The sequence below is a fragment of the Pseudoduganella sp. GW821-FHT05F09 genome, from assembly GCF_059419605.1.
Map to the genome: position 1 here is coordinate 483,481 of NZ_JBWKSD010000005.1, position 14,891 is coordinate 498,371.

Annotated in this window: 12 protein-coding genes and 2 pseudogenes; 3 read left to right on the forward strand and 11 right to left on the reverse strand. The window is 62.4% G+C overall.

Annotated features, from left to right (window positions below; all coding sequences use genetic code 11):
• Positions 1 to 2: 2 nt before the first annotated feature.
• The 7 genes and pseudogenes from bioD to AC07S4_RS19130 all read right to left on the reverse strand — a co-directional run bounded on the left by bioD (position 3) and on the right by AC07S4_RS19130 (position 7,914).
• A complete protein-coding gene (gene bioD / locus AC07S4_RS19100; RefSeq protein ID WP_494988152.1) occupies positions 3 to 872 on the reverse strand; it encodes a dethiobiotin synthase in 870 nt (289 codons plus the stop codon).
• On the reverse strand, positions 862 to 2,058 hold the full coding sequence (gene bioF / locus AC07S4_RS19105) for an 8-amino-7-oxononanoate synthase (RefSeq protein ID WP_494988259.1): 1,197 nt from the start codon (positions 2,056 to 2,058) through the stop codon (positions 862 to 864). Before bioF ends, bioD begins: the two co-directional genes overlap by 11 nt.
• Positions 2,058 to 3,407: an adenosylmethionine--8-amino-7-oxononanoate transaminase gene (gene bioA, locus AC07S4_RS19110; protein WP_494988153.1), complete on the reverse strand. Its 1,350-nt coding sequence runs from the start codon at positions 3,405 to 3,407 to the stop codon at positions 2,058 to 2,060. The genes bioF and bioA overlap by 1 nt, the downstream gene beginning before the upstream one ends.
• Before the next feature lie 10 nt (positions 3,408 to 3,417).
• Complete coding sequence (locus AC07S4_RS19115) at positions 3,418 to 4,203, reverse strand: enoyl-CoA hydratase/isomerase family protein (protein WP_494988154.1); 786 nt, start codon at positions 4,201 to 4,203, stop codon at positions 3,418 to 3,420.
• Positions 4,204 to 4,213: 10 nt separating this feature from the next.
• Complete coding sequence (locus tag AC07S4_RS19120) at positions 4,214 to 5,836, reverse strand: carboxyl transferase domain-containing protein (RefSeq protein WP_494988155.1); 1,623 nt, start codon at positions 5,834 to 5,836, stop codon at positions 4,214 to 4,216.
• A 45-nt stretch (positions 5,837 to 5,881) separates the two neighbouring features.
• Positions 5,882 to 6,301: a YchJ family protein gene (locus AC07S4_RS19125; RefSeq protein ID WP_494988156.1), complete on the reverse strand. Its 420-nt coding sequence runs from the start codon at positions 6,299 to 6,301 to the stop codon at positions 5,882 to 5,884.
• A 313-nt stretch (positions 6,302 to 6,614) separates the two neighbouring features.
• Positions 6,615 to 7,914, reverse strand: a pseudogene (locus AC07S4_RS19130) (IS4 family transposase).
• 150 nt (positions 7,915 to 8,064) lie between these two features.
• On the opposite strand from AC07S4_RS19130, the pseudogene tnpC reads away from it, so the two are divergent.
• The 3 genes and pseudogenes from tnpC to AC07S4_RS19145 all read left to right on the forward strand — a co-directional run bounded on the left by tnpC (position 8,065) and on the right by AC07S4_RS19145 (position 12,029).
• Positions 8,065 to 9,608, forward strand: a pseudogene (tnpC, locus tag AC07S4_RS19135) (IS66 family transposase).
• Between the two features lie 212 nt (positions 9,609 to 9,820).
• A complete protein-coding gene (locus tag AC07S4_RS19140; RefSeq protein ID WP_494988157.1) occupies positions 9,821 to 10,780 on the forward strand; it encodes a TraB/GumN family protein in 960 nt (319 codons plus the stop codon).
• A 1-nt stretch (position 10,781) separates the two neighbouring features.
• Positions 10,782 to 12,029 carry a DUF1173 family protein gene (locus AC07S4_RS19145; RefSeq protein WP_494988158.1) on the forward strand — a complete coding sequence of 416 codons (1,248 nt, stop codon included), beginning with the start codon at positions 10,782 to 10,784 and terminating at the stop codon, positions 12,027 to 12,029.
• Positions 12,030 to 12,189: 160 nt separating this feature from the next.
• On the opposite strand, the gene AC07S4_RS19150 is transcribed toward AC07S4_RS19145, so the two are convergent.
• From AC07S4_RS19150 to AC07S4_RS19165, 4 genes are read right to left on the reverse strand one after another with little or no spacing between them, the layout of a single operon-like run.
• Positions 12,190 to 12,330 carry a hypothetical protein gene (locus AC07S4_RS19150; protein ID WP_494988159.1) on the reverse strand — a complete coding sequence of 47 codons (141 nt, stop codon included), beginning with the start codon at positions 12,328 to 12,330 and terminating at the stop codon, positions 12,190 to 12,192.
• A complete protein-coding gene (locus tag AC07S4_RS19155) occupies positions 12,312 to 12,479 on the reverse strand; it encodes a hypothetical protein (protein ID WP_494988160.1) in 168 nt (55 codons plus the stop codon). Before AC07S4_RS19155 ends, AC07S4_RS19150 begins: the two co-directional genes overlap by 19 nt.
• A 21-nt stretch (positions 12,480 to 12,500) precedes the next feature.
• Entirely contained in the window at positions 12,501 to 13,433 is a 933-nt protein-coding gene (locus tag AC07S4_RS19160; RefSeq protein WP_494988161.1) for a hypothetical protein, read from the reverse strand.
• 2 nt (positions 13,434 to 13,435) lie between these two features.
• Positions 13,436 to 14,512 (reverse strand): type IV toxin-antitoxin system AbiEi family antitoxin, encoded by a 1,077-nt coding sequence (locus AC07S4_RS19165; RefSeq protein WP_494988162.1) that lies wholly within the window; start codon positions 14,510 to 14,512, stop codon positions 13,436 to 13,438.
• Positions 14,513 to 14,891 lie beyond the last annotated feature (379 nt).

Genomic DNA, 14,891 nt, shown 5'->3' on the forward strand with positions numbered 1-14,891 from the left:
GTTCAGGTATTGTTGCGGCGGGCCGGCCAGTTCGGCAGGCCCGTAAAATTCAGGTGCGCGGCTGCCGCTGCGGCAGTCGGCTGCGCCAGGCGCGGCACGCGGCCCAGCAGCGGAGCGGGAATGCGCTGCGCCAGCGCCGCCACGTTCTCGTCGGCGAAATTCATCTCGGCTTGCAGCTCGTTGGCCACCCAGCCCACCAGCTTCAGGCCGCGCGCGGCGATGGCCTCGGCGGTCAGCAGCGCGTGGCTGATGCAGCCCAGGCGCAGGCCCACCACCAGGATCACCGGCAGGTTGAGCTGCTGCGCCAGGTCGGCGGTGTCGAAGCTGTCGTTCAGCGGCACGCGGAAGCCGCCCACGCCTTCCACCACCACGGCGTCCGTGGCGGCGGCGATCTCCAGGTAGGCGGCCAGGATGGGCACCGCGTCTATGGTCACGCCTTCCATGGCGGCGGCGATGTGCGGCGCGGCCGGTTCTTTCAGCATGTAGGGCGTGGTCAGCGACTGCAGCATGGTGACGTTGCCGGCGGCGGCCAGCTGGTCGGCGTCGTCGTTATGCAGCACGCCGTTGCGTATCTCCGCGCCGGCCGCCACGGGCTTCATGCCGCAGGCGCGTACGCCTTGCTGCACCAGCGCGTGCAGCAGCGCCGACGAAGTGAGCGTCTTGCCGATTTCGGTATCCGTGCCGGTGACGAAGCAGGAGAAGCGCGGCGGCAGGCCTGCAACGGCGGGCGCCGCCGAGGCGCTGCTTTCCTTCGCGGCGGCGGTATCCGCCGCAGGCGTTGCCAGGCCGATTGCGACATCGGTATCCGGCGCGGCCACAACCACGTCCGGCGCGTCTGCGGTGGGCGCGATGCCCGAGTTTTCAACGCTCATGGCTGGTCCTTTCCAGTGCGTTCAATGCTGCGATGAGCTGGTCCACTTCGGCAGCGGTGTGGCCTGCCGCCAGCGTTACGCGCAGGCGCGAGGTGCCTTGCGGGACCGTGGGCGGGCGGATGCCGCCTACCCACAGGCCTTGCGCGTACAGGGCTGCCGCGGCGCGCATGGTCTCCGGGTTCTCGCCGATGATGATGGGCTGCACCGCCGTATCGGACGGCATGTGCCGCCAGCGCTCCAGCCGCAGGCCGGCGCGCAGCTGCTGCACCAGGCTTTGCACGTTGGCGCGGCGCGCGCGGCCTTCTTCGCCGGCGATGATGTCGATGCTGGCCAGCAGCGCGTGCGCCAGCGCCGGCGGCGCGGCGGTGGTGAAGATGTAGGGACGGGCTGTCTGGATCAGGGTTTCGATCACCACTTCGTGCGCGGCGACGAAGGCGCCGCCCACGCCGGCGGCCTTGCCCAGCGTGCCCATGTAGACCAGGTAGGGCGATCGCAGATTGAAGTGCTCCAGCGCGCCGCGTCCGTTCTCGCCCAGGGTGCCGAAGCCGTGCGCGTCGTCCACCACCAGCCAGGCGCCGTGCTGTTCGCACAGCGCCAGCAGCTCCGGCAGCGGGGCCAGGTCGCCGTCCATGCTGAACACGGAATCGGTGACCACGATCTTGTTGGCGGCGGTGCTGGCGGCCAGCAGGCCCGCCAGCGCTTCCACGTCCGCGTGGCCGTAGACTTTGATGGTGGTGCGCGACAGGCGCGCGCCGTCGATCAGCGAGGCGTGGTTCAGCGATTCGGAGAAGAACTCGGTGTCCTTGTCGCCCGCTGCCAGGCCGGTCAGCACCGCCAGGTTGGCCATGTAGCCGGTGCAGAAGTACAGCGCGCGCGCCGACGCGATATGCGTGCCGACGAATTCGGCCAGGCGCTCTTCCAGCTGCGCGTGGGCGCGGCTATGGCCGCTGATCAGGTGCGAGGCGCCGCTGCCTGCGCCGTACAGCGCCACGCCTTCCTGCAGCGCCGCCATCACGCGCGGATGGCTGGCCAGGCTCAGGTAGTCGTTGCTGCTGAAGCACAGCACTTCGCGGCCGTCCACGGTCAGGCGCGGGCCGGTCGGGGAATCGACCGTGCGGCGCTTGCGTATCAGGCTGCGTTCTTCCAGCACGTCGAGCCGGGACTGGAGTTTGGTCAGCAGTTCCATCATGCCCCCGCTCCGGCCAGCGTGGCTTCGAACACGGACAGTGTGCGCGCAGCCAGGCCGTCGATTTCCTCGTCGTCGAGGATGTAGGGCGGCATCAGGTAGATGGTCGAACCGATGGGGCGCAGCAGCAGTTCCTGGCGCGTGGCTTCGGCGAAGTAGCGGCGCGAGAAAGCCGGTCCCGCGTCTATGGCGTCGAAGGCCCAGATCATGCCCTGCCGGCGTGCGTTCTTGATGCGCTCGTGGCTGGCCAGCGGCGCCAGCGCCTTGGTCAGGCGTTCGGCGCGGACCTTGTTCGCGGCCAGCACATTGTCCTGCTCGAAGATGTCCAGCGTGGCCAGCGCGGCGCGGCAAGCCAGCGGGTTGCCGGTGTAGGAATGCGAGTGCAGGAAGCCGCGCGTGACGTCGGAGCTGTAGAAGGCCTGATAGATCTCGTCGCGCGACAGCACCAGCGACAAGGGCAGGTAGCCGCCGCTGATGCCTTTGGACAGGCACAGGAAGTCCGGCCAGATGGCGGCCTGCTCGCAGGCGAAGAAGGTGCCGGTGCGGCCGCAGCCGACGGCGATTTCGTCCAGGATCAGGTGCACGGCATGTTTATCGCACAGCGCGCGCACCAGCTGCAGGTAGAGCGGGTCGTGCATCGCCATGCCGGTGGCGCACTGCACCAGCGGCTCGATGATGATGGCGGCGATCTTGTCGCCGCGCTCGTTGAACAGGCGTTCCACGTCGGCGGCGGCGCGGCGGGCCGCATTTTCTGCGCGCTCCTGCGCCGTTTCCCCTTCGGCTGCCTGGCGCGCATCTGGCGACATCACCGTTTGCGTGGCGCGCAGCAGCGGGCCGTAGGCGTCCTTGAACAGCGCCACGTCGGTGACGGCCAGGGCGCCTATGGTCTCGCCGTGGTAGCTGCCCTTGAGGCAGACGAATTCCTGCTTGTCCGCCCGGCCCTTGTTGCGCCAGGAGTGGAAGCTCATCTTCAAAGCGATTTCGACGGCGGAAGCGCCGTCCGATGCGTAGAACGCGTGGCCCAGGTTGTGGCCCGTCAAAGCGGCCAGGCGCTCGGACAGTTCGATCACCGGCTCGTGCGTGAAGCCGGCCAGCATGGCGTGCTCCAGCGAGTCCAGCTGGTCTTTCAGCGCGGCGTTGATGCGCGGGTTGGCGTGGCCGAACAGGTTCACCCACCAGGAGCTGATCGCGTCCAGGTAGCGGCGGCCTTCATGGTCGTACAGCCACGCGCCACGGCCGTACTTCACCGGGATCAGCGGTACAGTCTCGTGGTGCTGCATCTGGGTGCACGGATGCCATACACTGCGCAGGCTGCGTGCTACCCAATCACTTGTTTGAGTCGATTCCAAACATACTCCATTAGTTTAGCCATCCGGGCTTGCGCTTCTCCAGGAAGGACGCAACGCCTTCACGGCCCTGCTCCGACGCGCGGATATGCGCGATGCGCAGCGCCGTGTCGGCCAGCAGCGCGTCGGTGACCGGCTGTCCGGCCACGTCGCGCACCAGCGTCTTGGCTTCCTTCACTGCGTTCGGGCTGTTCCCCAGCAGCGCCTTGACGATCTCCGCGACTTTCGCGTCGAGACCGTCCGCCGGCGCCACCTCGTGGGCGAAACCGATGCGGTAGGCTTCCGCCGCGCCAAAGCGCTCGGCGGTCAGGAAGTAGCGGCGCGAAGCCTGCTCGCCCATGGCTTTGATTACATAAGGTGAAATGGTGGCCGGGATCAGTCCCAGCTTCACTTCGCTCAGGCAGAAATTGGCCACATCGGCCACCACCACCACGTCGCACGCGGCCACCAGGCCCATGCCGCCGGCGTAGCAGTCGCCGTGCACCCTGGCCACCACGGGCTTGGGGCACAGGTAGATGGTGCGCAGCATTTGCGCCAGCTGCATGGCGTCCGCATTGTTCTCGGCGTGCGTATAGCCCGCCATTGCCTTCATCCAGTTCAAATCGCCGCCCGCGCAGAAGGCCGCGCCGTTGGCGGCCAGCACCACGGCGCGCACCGCGTCATTGCGGCCCAGCTCGTCGAAAGCCAGCGTCAGCTCGTTGATGGTCTTCTCGTTGAACGCGTTGCGCACGTCCGGGCGGTTCAGCGTAACGGTCGCCAGTGTACCCGCGATTGTCACTTCCAGGGTTTCGTATGCCATATATGCCCCCTTACATGCGGAATACGCCGAACTTGGTGTCCGGGATTTCCGCATTGAGCGCGGCGGACAGGCCCAGGCCCAGCACCATGCGGGTGTCGGCCGGGTCGATCACGCCGTCGTCCCACAGGCGCGCGGTGGCGTAGTAGGGATGGCCCTGGTGCTCGTACTGGTCCTTGATCGGCTGCTTGAAGGCGGCTTCCTCGTCGGCGCTCCACTGGCCGCCTTTCGATTCGATGCCGTCGCGCTTGACGGTGGCCAGCACCGACGCGGCCTGGTCCCCGCCCATTACCGAGATGCGCGCGTTCGGCCACATCCACATGAAGCGCGGCGAGTAGGCGCGGCCGCACATGCCGTAGTTGCCTGCCCCGAAGCTGCCGCCGATGATGACGGTGAACTTCGGCACGGCGGCGGTGGCCACCGCCGTCACCATCTTGGCGCCGTTGCGGGCGATGCCTTCGTTTTCGTATTTGCGGCCCACCATGAAGCCGGTGATATTTTGCAGGAACACCAGCGGAATCTTGCGCTGCGCGCACAGTTCGATGAAGTGCGCGCCTTTCAGCGCGGACTCGGAGAACAGGATGCCGTTGTTGGCGATGATGCCCACTTTCATGCCGTAGATATGGGCGAAGCCGCACACCAGCGTGGCGCCGTAGCGCGCCTTGAATTCGTCGAAATCGCTGCCGTCGACGATGCGCGCGATCACTTCGCGGATGTCGAAAGGCTTGCGGGTGTCGACCGGGATCACGCCGTACAGTTCCTGCGTCGGGTACTTCGGTTCCACGGACTCGCGCAAGGCCATCTGCTGCGGCTTGGTGCGGTTCAGGTTCGAGACGATGGTCCGCGCCAGCGACAGCGCGTGCAGGTCGTTCTGCGCCAGGTGGTCGGCCACGCCGGACAAGCGCGTGTGCACGTCGCCGCCGCCCAGGTCTTCCGCCGTCACCACTTCGCCGGTGGCCGCCTTCACCAGCGGCGGGCCGCCGAGGAAGATGGTGCCCTGTTCCTTGACGATGATGGACTCGTCGCTCATGGCCGGCACATAGGCGCCGCCCGCGGTGCAGGAGCCCATCACCACCGCGATCTGCGGGATGCCCTTGGCCGACATATTGGCCTGGTTGTAGAAGATGCGGCCGAAGTGGTCGCGGTCCGGGAACACGTCGTCCTGGTTGGGCAGGTTGGCGCCGCCCGAGTCCACCAGGTAGATGCAGGGCAGGTTGTTCTGGTCGGCGATTTCCTGCGCGCGCAGGTGCTTCTTCACCGTGACTGGATAGTAGGTGCCGCCCTTGACGGTGGCGTCGTTGCAGACGATGACGCATTCCTGGCCGGCCACGCGGCCGATGCCGGTGATGATGCCGGCCGCCGGCGCCGCGTCGGCGCCCTTGGCGTCCTGGTACATGCCGTAGGCGGCCATTTGCGAGAATTCGAGGAAGGGCGTGCCGGGATCGAGCAGCATCTGCACGCGGTCGCGCGGCAGCAGCTTGCCGCGCGCAACGTGCTTGGCGCTGGCCGCCTCGCCGCCGCCCTGGGCAATCTTCGCCACCTTGTCGCGCAGGTCGTCGACCAGGGCTTGCATGGCCGACGCGTTGGACTTGAAGTCCTCGCTGCGCGGATTGAGTTTGCTTTCGATATGCGGCATTCGGATTCCTCTTGTTCTGGTCGCGCTGTCTCCGGCGCGTGCTGTCTATTCGGGGAAAGTACCGTCTACGTAAAACCAGCGCAGGCCCTCTGGGGAGGGCTCGCGCAGAAAGCGGCTGACTTCGTGCAGGCGCTGGCCGCGCCCGTTGACGCGGAAGCGTGCCACAAATTCAACAAAGTCTTCGTTCTCTGCTTTACGTTGACGTAAACGTAAATCAGATTTTACCTCAAGTCCCAGCCATTGCAATTTTTCATCGCTGCCGATGATGGCTTCCTGCGGGCGGGTGCTGGGGTGCCAGGTGGCTTGCAGATAGGCTTCGATGCCGAGGCTGTAGGCGCTGTAGCGCGAGCGCATCAGCGCCTCGGCAGTTTGCGGCAGCGCCGCGCCGTCTATATATGGGCCGCAGCAGGCGGCAAGCGATGGCCCGCCGCATGGGCAGGCCGCTGGGGATTTGGACTTGGACATCCCGCAATTATCCGCCATAACGGAGCCTGCCGCCTCAATGCAGTCGGTGCGTACTTCAGCGTTACTGGACGGGCTATTCGACGACGTGGACAGCTTGTGTTCGGCAAGGTGCGCATTCGTTCACAAATTAGAGGTAGTCCCTTTGCTCGGCCGACGGCTGTCGCCTCGTTGACGTCGGAGTTGATTTATGCAACAACGCCTTCGCAATGTAAAGTTGTGGGGTTCATGAAGCCATACTTTTGGGCATGCCCTTATACACAAGTCTGAATTAGCGATATGAGGCATCTGCGGCACGCAGTGCCTCCGCCGCGATTCATATTTTTCGAAGCCCCTTCCAAAGTGTTTGTACTCCCGGTTTACCGTCGCTTTTGCGCGCCAGGAAACCACCAAAGCCGGCGATCAAGCGCAGCACTTCGTTGAGTGTGGGCGCTGCGGGCGGCCCAGCCTTGGAACGCATGTAAGCTGCACGGATCTCGGCCCAATCGAAAAAGCGACTGGCATCGAGCTCAGGGCAAGTACGGCCTAGCCGCATCAGGTGCGCAATGCGCCATGCCACCACCAGATACATCGCAATAGCACGCTCAAGTTTGCCGATGTGCTCCAATTGTAGCGACTCGATGCGGCATGCATTCTTCAGGATGTCGAACAGCATTTCGATTTCCCAGCGGGCTCGATACCAGTCGATCAGCTCTACCACTTCGGCGCATGTCTCGGCGCAGCGGTTGGTGAGCAAACGCCATTCGACCGGCTTGCTCCCGGCGGGCGCATCAACCTCGCGGGCAACGACACACGTCACCATCAGGGGCGTCCCGCCATCACTACTCAATGTCACGCGTTGCCGCCATAGCTGCTGGCGTACCGGGCGTGCTTTGACGCCGTGCCGGGAAGCCATGGCAAATTCGATTTGTCCGATTGGTTCACCAGCCATGGTGTGATCCCACAGTTTTCCGCCATCGGACACGCAGCGATTATGGGCTGCTCGGATCAGCCAGTCCGCTGGCTCACCTAGTTGCTGTGCCCGTCGCATCAACGGCATCAGGTCCGCTTCACGATCAGCCAGATAAACCAGGCGCGTTTCCGGAAAGTCCGGCGCCATCTCAGCCACCCGCTCATAGCCTTCAATCCAGCGCAGGCTTTCCTTCAGGTCGCTACGTTTGCCTGCCGCATCTTTTTTGCTGCGCGCCCACATCCAGGCATCGAGCACCCCAAGTGCTTCCCGCTCCGGAGTTACCGCATACGTCGGATGCAAATACATGCCGCGCTGCGCCTCGTAACAGAGCGGCCCTAAGCCTTCAATTTCCTGCCCATTGAAGTTGAGCTCGGTGGTGTCCTGCAGGCAAAGTACAACCGCTTGAGCTTGCATGCGCTGTCGCGTTTGTTCCCAATGTGGCGCCAGGATATCCTGCCAATCGACAGCATCATTACTCAGGAACCGGTAGGCGGCCATCGTTTCCGCCCAGCCATGGCAGGGCATCGGGAATACTCGCCGTCGGGTCAGCTGCAAATCGCTCCATCAACGTCCTCGCTCGATTGTTGAGGCGCGCATCGCCGAGGTTCAACTGTGCAAATTCCGTGGCTGTCCACTGTGCTGCGGTCGTCAATGCGTCACCCAAAATATGAGAGTAAACGCGAAATGGCGACGGTTTACAAGGCCCGCTGCAAGTCCCTGAATGTAAACTGCTTTTTCATGAGCTGGCTGTCTATCTCAGACTTGTGTATAAGGACATGCTGTAAACTGCGTAGCATGAACCCGCTCGACGACCTTGCCCGCACCGACATCGCCCCCGCCCTGCTGGCGCAGGTGCGCGCCTCTGGTCGAGCAGCAGCAGGCCGATCTGGCGCAACGCGACCCGGCCTTGTCGCGGCGCGATGCCCTGCTGGCTGAAAAGGAGTTCAAGATCACCGCGTTGACGTACGAACTGGCCTACTACCGGCGCATCCGCTTCGGCAAGGCCAGCGAGGCGCTGGTCGGCGAGCAGCGCCTGCTGTTCGAGGAAACGGTCGACATGGACCTGGCTGCCATCGAGCAAGAGCTCGAGGGGCACGCGCCGGCCACGCGGCAGCGCCAACGCGCCGGCCGGCAGTCGTTGCCGCCTGAGCTGCCGCGCATCGAGCACCGCCATGAGCCGGCATCGTGCCAGTGCGGCCAGTGCGGCGCCGACCTGGTCAAGATCGGCGAGGACGTCAGCGAGCAACTGGACGTGGAACCGGCGCGCTTTTTCGTGCACCGCCACATCCGTCCCCAGTATGCCTGCCGTCCCTGCGAGACGGCGACGGCAGCGCCGATCCCGGCGGCCATCATCGATGGCTGCATGGCCGCCGTGGGCTTGCTGGCGTGGATCGCGGGCTGCAAATACCTCGACCATTTACCGCTGTACCGAATCGAGCAGATCGCGGCCCGCCAAGGTGTGCCGCTGGCCCGCTCGACCCTGGCCGAGTAGATCGGCCGCATCAGCGTGGCCTTGCAGCCGCTGGCCGACCGGCTCGCCGAACTGCTGCGGCAACAGGCCTGCTTACATGCCGACGAGACACCGGTGCGTCAACTCGATCCGGGCAGCGGCAAGACCAAACACGCCTATCTGTGGGCCTACCGCTCCGGCGTGCACGACGCCGGTCCGCCCATCGTCGTGTTCGACTACCAGACCAGCCGGGCCGGCGCGCACGCACGCGCCTTCCTGCATGGCTGGCGCGGCCATCTGATGGTGGACGACTATGTGGGCTACAAATCCCTGTTCACCGACGGCCCCACCGAATTGGCCTGTCTCGCCCATATCCGGCGCAAGTTCTTTGACGTGCACGCCGCCAGCGGCAGCCCCGCCGCCGAGGAGGCGTTGCGCCGCATCGCGGCGCTGTACGCGATCGAGCAGCAAGGCGCGGGACTCGATCCGCCGCAGCGGCTGGTGTTACGCTAGCGCTTGGCCGTGCCGGCGCTAAACGATTTGCACACCTGGTTGCTGGCGACCCAACGCACCATTGCCATTGGCAGCAGCACGGCCAAAGCCATCGACCATGCGCTCAAGTGCTGGCCGGCGCTTATCCGCTATGCGGACTCGGGCAGTCTGCCGATCGACAACAATCCGGTCGAAAATGCCACCCGTCCCATTGCTATTGGCAAGAAGAACTGGCTGTTCACCGGTTCGGAGCGGGCCGGCCGCCGCGCCGCTGCTATCCAGAGCCTGTTCGCCACCGCCAAACTGAACGGACTCGATCCGCTCAGTTGGCTGGCCAGTGTATGGAACGTCCCCCGACGTGCCCTAACAGCCAAATCGATTCATTGCTGCCATTTCCGAACTCTACGCCGTCCTAAACCTACTGAACAGGTGGGACGGCTGGACGCTTACACTTGACAGTTAAACGCTTATTATTCAAATCATTGACGGTCGATGGTTTATGGATCTTTCGGGATATGTGCTTGACATAGATCATGGTGGCTGGTGCCGCGCCGGCTGCCGGCGATTTTTCCGGTCCTCGTTTTGGCCGACGCCGCCAGAATAGGGCATAGCAATGAAGGGAATTTTTATGATGAGACGCCTGGAACAATTTCTGGCGGCGGTGCTGCTGCTGAACGTCCTGGCTGGCGCGCGTGCAGACGCCAGCGTGCCAGCCTTTCGCATCGTCGCGCCGAACGGCCAACCGAGCGTGGTCATCGGCACCTTGCATGTTGCATACGTGGCGCTGCGGCAGCCGGCGCCTGGCCTGTTCGACGGCGCCAGGGTATTCGCGGTCGAGCACTCGACCGCGAACGATCCGATCGATTGGACGCCCGCACCCGAAGTACTCGTGGCGCAGGCCGCTGGGAGGAATAGGCGCGCGGAATGGGCGCGCACGGTCACTGCTGCGCAAGTAGATACCGTCCTGCGCAACTTCGAGTGCAGCCTGCCTGCGGCGCTGACGGCGGAAAAACTTGAGCGGGTACTCTCTCTGCGCAGCGCGCGTACCTGGGCCGCGCTGGCGTTCGTCCCCTGCGCACCGCCCGGCCTAGCCTCGCGCGACGCCCTGCTGGAAACCATGGCAAAGGCGCAGGGGGTCCCGTTCCTGGAATTGGAGACGATATCCCAAATTACCGTCCGCCGGGACGCCATACCGGAAAAGCTGTACGTCGAAACTTTCGAGTACGCCGCCAGGCTCGACCTGACGCGCTTCTACGATGACTTGGTTGGAGCATTCAACAGAGGCGACTTCGACCACATCACACGCCTGATCGACGACAGTTTCAAGCAGCCGGCTGACGCGCGCCTGTACAAGCGGATCCTCATCGACGAGCGCAACGTCGCCTGGCTACCAGGGTTGAAGCAGGCATTCGACGCCGGCCATGCGGTCGTCGGCGTCGGCGCCGCCCATCTGCCTGGCCCGCAGGGCTTGCTCGCTTTGCTGGCCAAGGATGGCTACACTGTTACGCCGATCAATCTTCCCCCGTCGCCTCCGAACGTCCAACCTGGACAAACCCAACCTAAGGCAAACACAATCGATGGACAATAAGATGAGCATGATCCGCGTTCAAAAAAAGGGCACATACGAACTGCATTGGCTGCGCGATCACGAGGATGGCCAGGTGCTGCTGGCCAACGCGTATGCGACCCAGCGAGACCATCGTTTGCTCTGCCAGTGCCATCCCAGGGCGGTCGACCAGGTGGAGATGGTGATCGGTCGGAAGTCGCGCTATTACCTTGCCCGCATGCCCGGCACCGCACATCGGCATGCCAGGGATACTTGCGAACTTTTTTCCGAGAATACCTCGACCAGCGGCGCCGCCGAGTACCAGGGCGCGATACAAGACGACAACGGCGTCACCGATATCAAGGTCAACTTCCCCTTGGGAATCGCGGACAAGCCGGCCGCAGCGCCTTCCGGCAATGGAGATGCCAAGACAGGCAGGCTCCAGCGCGGTTCGATGGGACTCGGAGGGCTGCTGTCCCAGCTCTGGACCGAGAGTGGATTGAACACCTGGACCTCGCCGAAGATCATGCCCTGGGCCATGGCCTATACCAAGTTGATGGCTACGATCGCCACTACCAGGCTCGGTGCGCGCGAACTGTCGGACCACCTGCATCTACAGCCCGAGCAGGAGCGGACATGGCTGCCAGCAGCGCCACCGGCCAAGATCGACAAGAACAATCAACCCTACTTCCTGCTGCTGTTCAATCTGGAAGGCGTCGTTCCGTCGCACGGCGGCGCTTTTTTGAAATGCAATTGGGGCGGCAATTTCTTGTTGAAGAAGAATGAACTGGACGTCCTCGCCAAGCGCTTTCCGCTGGTGGGGCGACTCCTGGAAAATCCTGCCGCTGTAAAAAAAGAGTGGTTGCAACAAGAGTACAAAGACCGGCCACGCGTCATCTGCCTGGCGCTCGCAAAATGGGAAGATAACGGAAAAGATCCGAAGCTTGTAGTCATTGATGCGGCCCTGATGATGATGAATAACTTTTTCATCCCTGTCGAATCGTCGTACGAGCTGCGTGTCGCCAACAAGCTCGTCGCGCATCGCCGCAAGTTCACCAAGCCGATGCGCTTTGACGCGGCGACTGACGTCGTGTTTCCCGATTTCATTCTCAGCGACGTCGGCAACGAAGGCATCCCGATGGAAGTGTACGGCGTCACCGGCCGGCCCGCCTACGATAAAAGAAAAATGGAGAAGCAAGAAATTTATCGCAGAAGCAAGAAGCCCTATTGGGAATGGACGCCTGCAGAATCGGATGAGATCACGCCGTTCGATCAATTCGGGAACGCATAGCGGCGCAAGTGCAGAATTTCGTGCGGCATTTTACGCTGGACACGACGCTGTCCCTCACCGTACGTTGTTGCCGCTTATCGTTCAAGGGGGACGGGAGCCCAGAAGCTCATCCCATCCCCCCGGCCTCGTAGTGGATGGAGGTAAAGGGCAACTGCTGGATTCAGCCGATTATTTGCCGCAGGCTTTGCTCTTGCTGCACGAGCATGGTTGCCAGTTCCTCGGGCGTGTCGGCGATGTAGCGCCAGAAAAATTCCGTCGAGTCGACGTGCTTTTGCTGTGCAATTAACAGCAACTCGCGCATAGTCTCGGTCTCCTGAAGGCCTCCAGCGTGACGCCGAGCGCATCGGCATAGCCGATCGTCAGTTCCGCGATGCGCGCCTTGATGGCGGGATGGTCCGCCAGGAAACGGTCACGGCCTTTTGCCAATTGTTGCTGCGTGAAGGTACTCATTCGATGCCCATGGTTTGCGGCTCACGCCGCCTTTTCTTCCGCGTGAATGCGATCCTTGACGTAGGTGACGATCTCCATCACCAGGCCTGCGACGTCCAGCTGCTCGCGAACGCGTTCGTCTTCGTCGTCGGGATCGAGGCCCAGTTTGAACCTCGCTGCAGCGACGGGGCCATCCCGCTCATACCCTTCGACGCCCTCTCCGTCGCAAAAGCAGTTTCGCAAAGCTTCGAGCGCTTCGTGGATGGCTTGGTTGTGCTCGCCCGATCGGTATCGTTTGACGATCTCATCTCCAACCTCCTCGGGCTTACCTGCATACCGCATGACATGGACTAGGTCGCCAGCATCCTTGTTTTCGGCGCGGCCGGCGAACGAGAGCGCCTTCAGGATGACAAAAGACGTCACGTCTGCGTAGCGAACCAGCTCGGTCGATTTCCCTGCTCCATCGAACAACTCCGCCGTCACTGTTTTCTCGCGAAACCACGTGTGCACCACGCCGGCATGGCGGATGCCGAGGGCCGACACCTTCTCATCCTCGATCGAGGTAAGCTTGCCTTCCTGAGATTCGTCAGCCGCGTTATGCAGAAACTCCACCACGACACTTTCGTGCTCGGAGATCTTGTATTCCCACTGCCAACTGCTCGGTCCTCTTGCGCCGGGCTTGAGGTAGCGGGCAAAACCACGCGCTTTCAACTGGTCGCCCAAGGACGCGTAGCCCTCCCCTTCCGCAATCACTTGCAGGTTAAAGACGAGGTCGACGTCGGTCGTCCCCGCATGGGGCGGCACGTCCGGCGGCACTTCCGGGGTCAGGTAGCGCGGCACCAATCCGCCGACCAACCGGATCGAGTTCTTCAGTGTACCGAACGCTTTCAGGAGCGTGACCAATACCCGTTCGCAGGCCTCGGTTTGAGCGGTGACGTAGCCTTCGGCTGTTTTGGGTTTTCCTGCAGTGGCCATATTTAGATTCCTAGTTCATTTAGGCGAAGTTGATGAGCAAGTTCCTTGTTTCGACCTTTGCCATCCAGCAAGTCAAGATACAGGATAAAAGGGTTGGCCAACCGGGGCTGGGAAGATGTTTTTTTGTCGGTGAACAGAAAGCTAGCGCCGGTGCGTTCGATCAGCGTGACGTTGGCTCCCTTGTCCACCGGTTTCAACTTGAGCGAAAATTCATATAGTCCAGCTTTACCAGGAGGAATGATAAGTTCGACTGTGTCCGTTCGTGTCAGATGCGGAGTGATGCGGTTCGCCGCTGCGGCGCCAGTAAAGACACCGTCGTCCCTCCCCATCCATGAGTCGTCCAGTTTCTCGAAGAATTGCTCGAGCATATTGGTGGGATTGGACATAAAGCAATACCACTTCGTTTTAATGTCTTTGCGCTGAGTCCACGCCTCCGCCCACGCGTCCAGCAATTCCGTCGGCTGGGATAGCCTACGACGGAGCGTCCGGCCGCTTCCCTCGCTCTCAATCCATTCCTTGCGCTCCAGTTCCGCAAGCACAGTTGACACGGTGTAGGTCGACGTCTCCGACAGCTTTGCCAGTTCCAGGCCGCTCCTAAAATTGTGGCGTTCCACGAGCAAGGCCAGGACGACTTGCTCCCTGGCGCCAGTAAAGAGCGGCACTTCGCTCCGACGGGCGTTGGGTCTGGAAGGGCGCTGGATATCGATGAGCCATTCCTTGTGCCGCAAATAAAACGTGCCGCTGGCTTCGAAATACGCGAGTTTGTGGTGACGCAGGTCATCCTTCGCACCTTCGCTGAGATACTCCGCGGCCACCACTGGGATAATGTCCTTGGCTTCGTCGTTATCCTTTAGGAAACTTTGGAGTTGCCAGGCAGCATCGCGGATGTCTCTCGGATAGGCTTGGCGCAACAACTCGACGGCCAGACGTCTGCGACCATAGGGCGAGTTGATATGCAACAGACAATCGAGCTTGCCGCCCCGGTAGGAAACGTCGAACATCGGTTCGCCGACCTCGATGTCCGCGCTGGCCAGAGCCATGCGTAGCGATTCGACAAGATTCTTTTCAAGGATAGACATAGTTTATCTGCGCAGATAAATAAGGTTAAAGTTCTTTTCTTTAGCAATATTCGCTAGTTTAGCTGCGCAGCTAATTTAGCGCAATCCCAATCAGATTGTGGCGATAAATATTGTTCCTCAGCTAACGCTCTGCCCAAGGTTGCGGGCAAAAACCGTCGCATCATTGAGATAGTTTAAGTCCGCCAGGCCCCCAGCCATAATGGCTGTCACCGGCACCAGCGATTAGCATTCCCAGTGGAAACTTTCAGCGCCGATTCCTGTCTTCACTCCGACATCATGGACCGACCGAACTCGCAGATGGCCGTCATAGTTCAATCGAGCCTTTCCATGCAGAATAGACTGGAGGCGATAGCGTTGCTAATCAGATACGGTGTTCCCG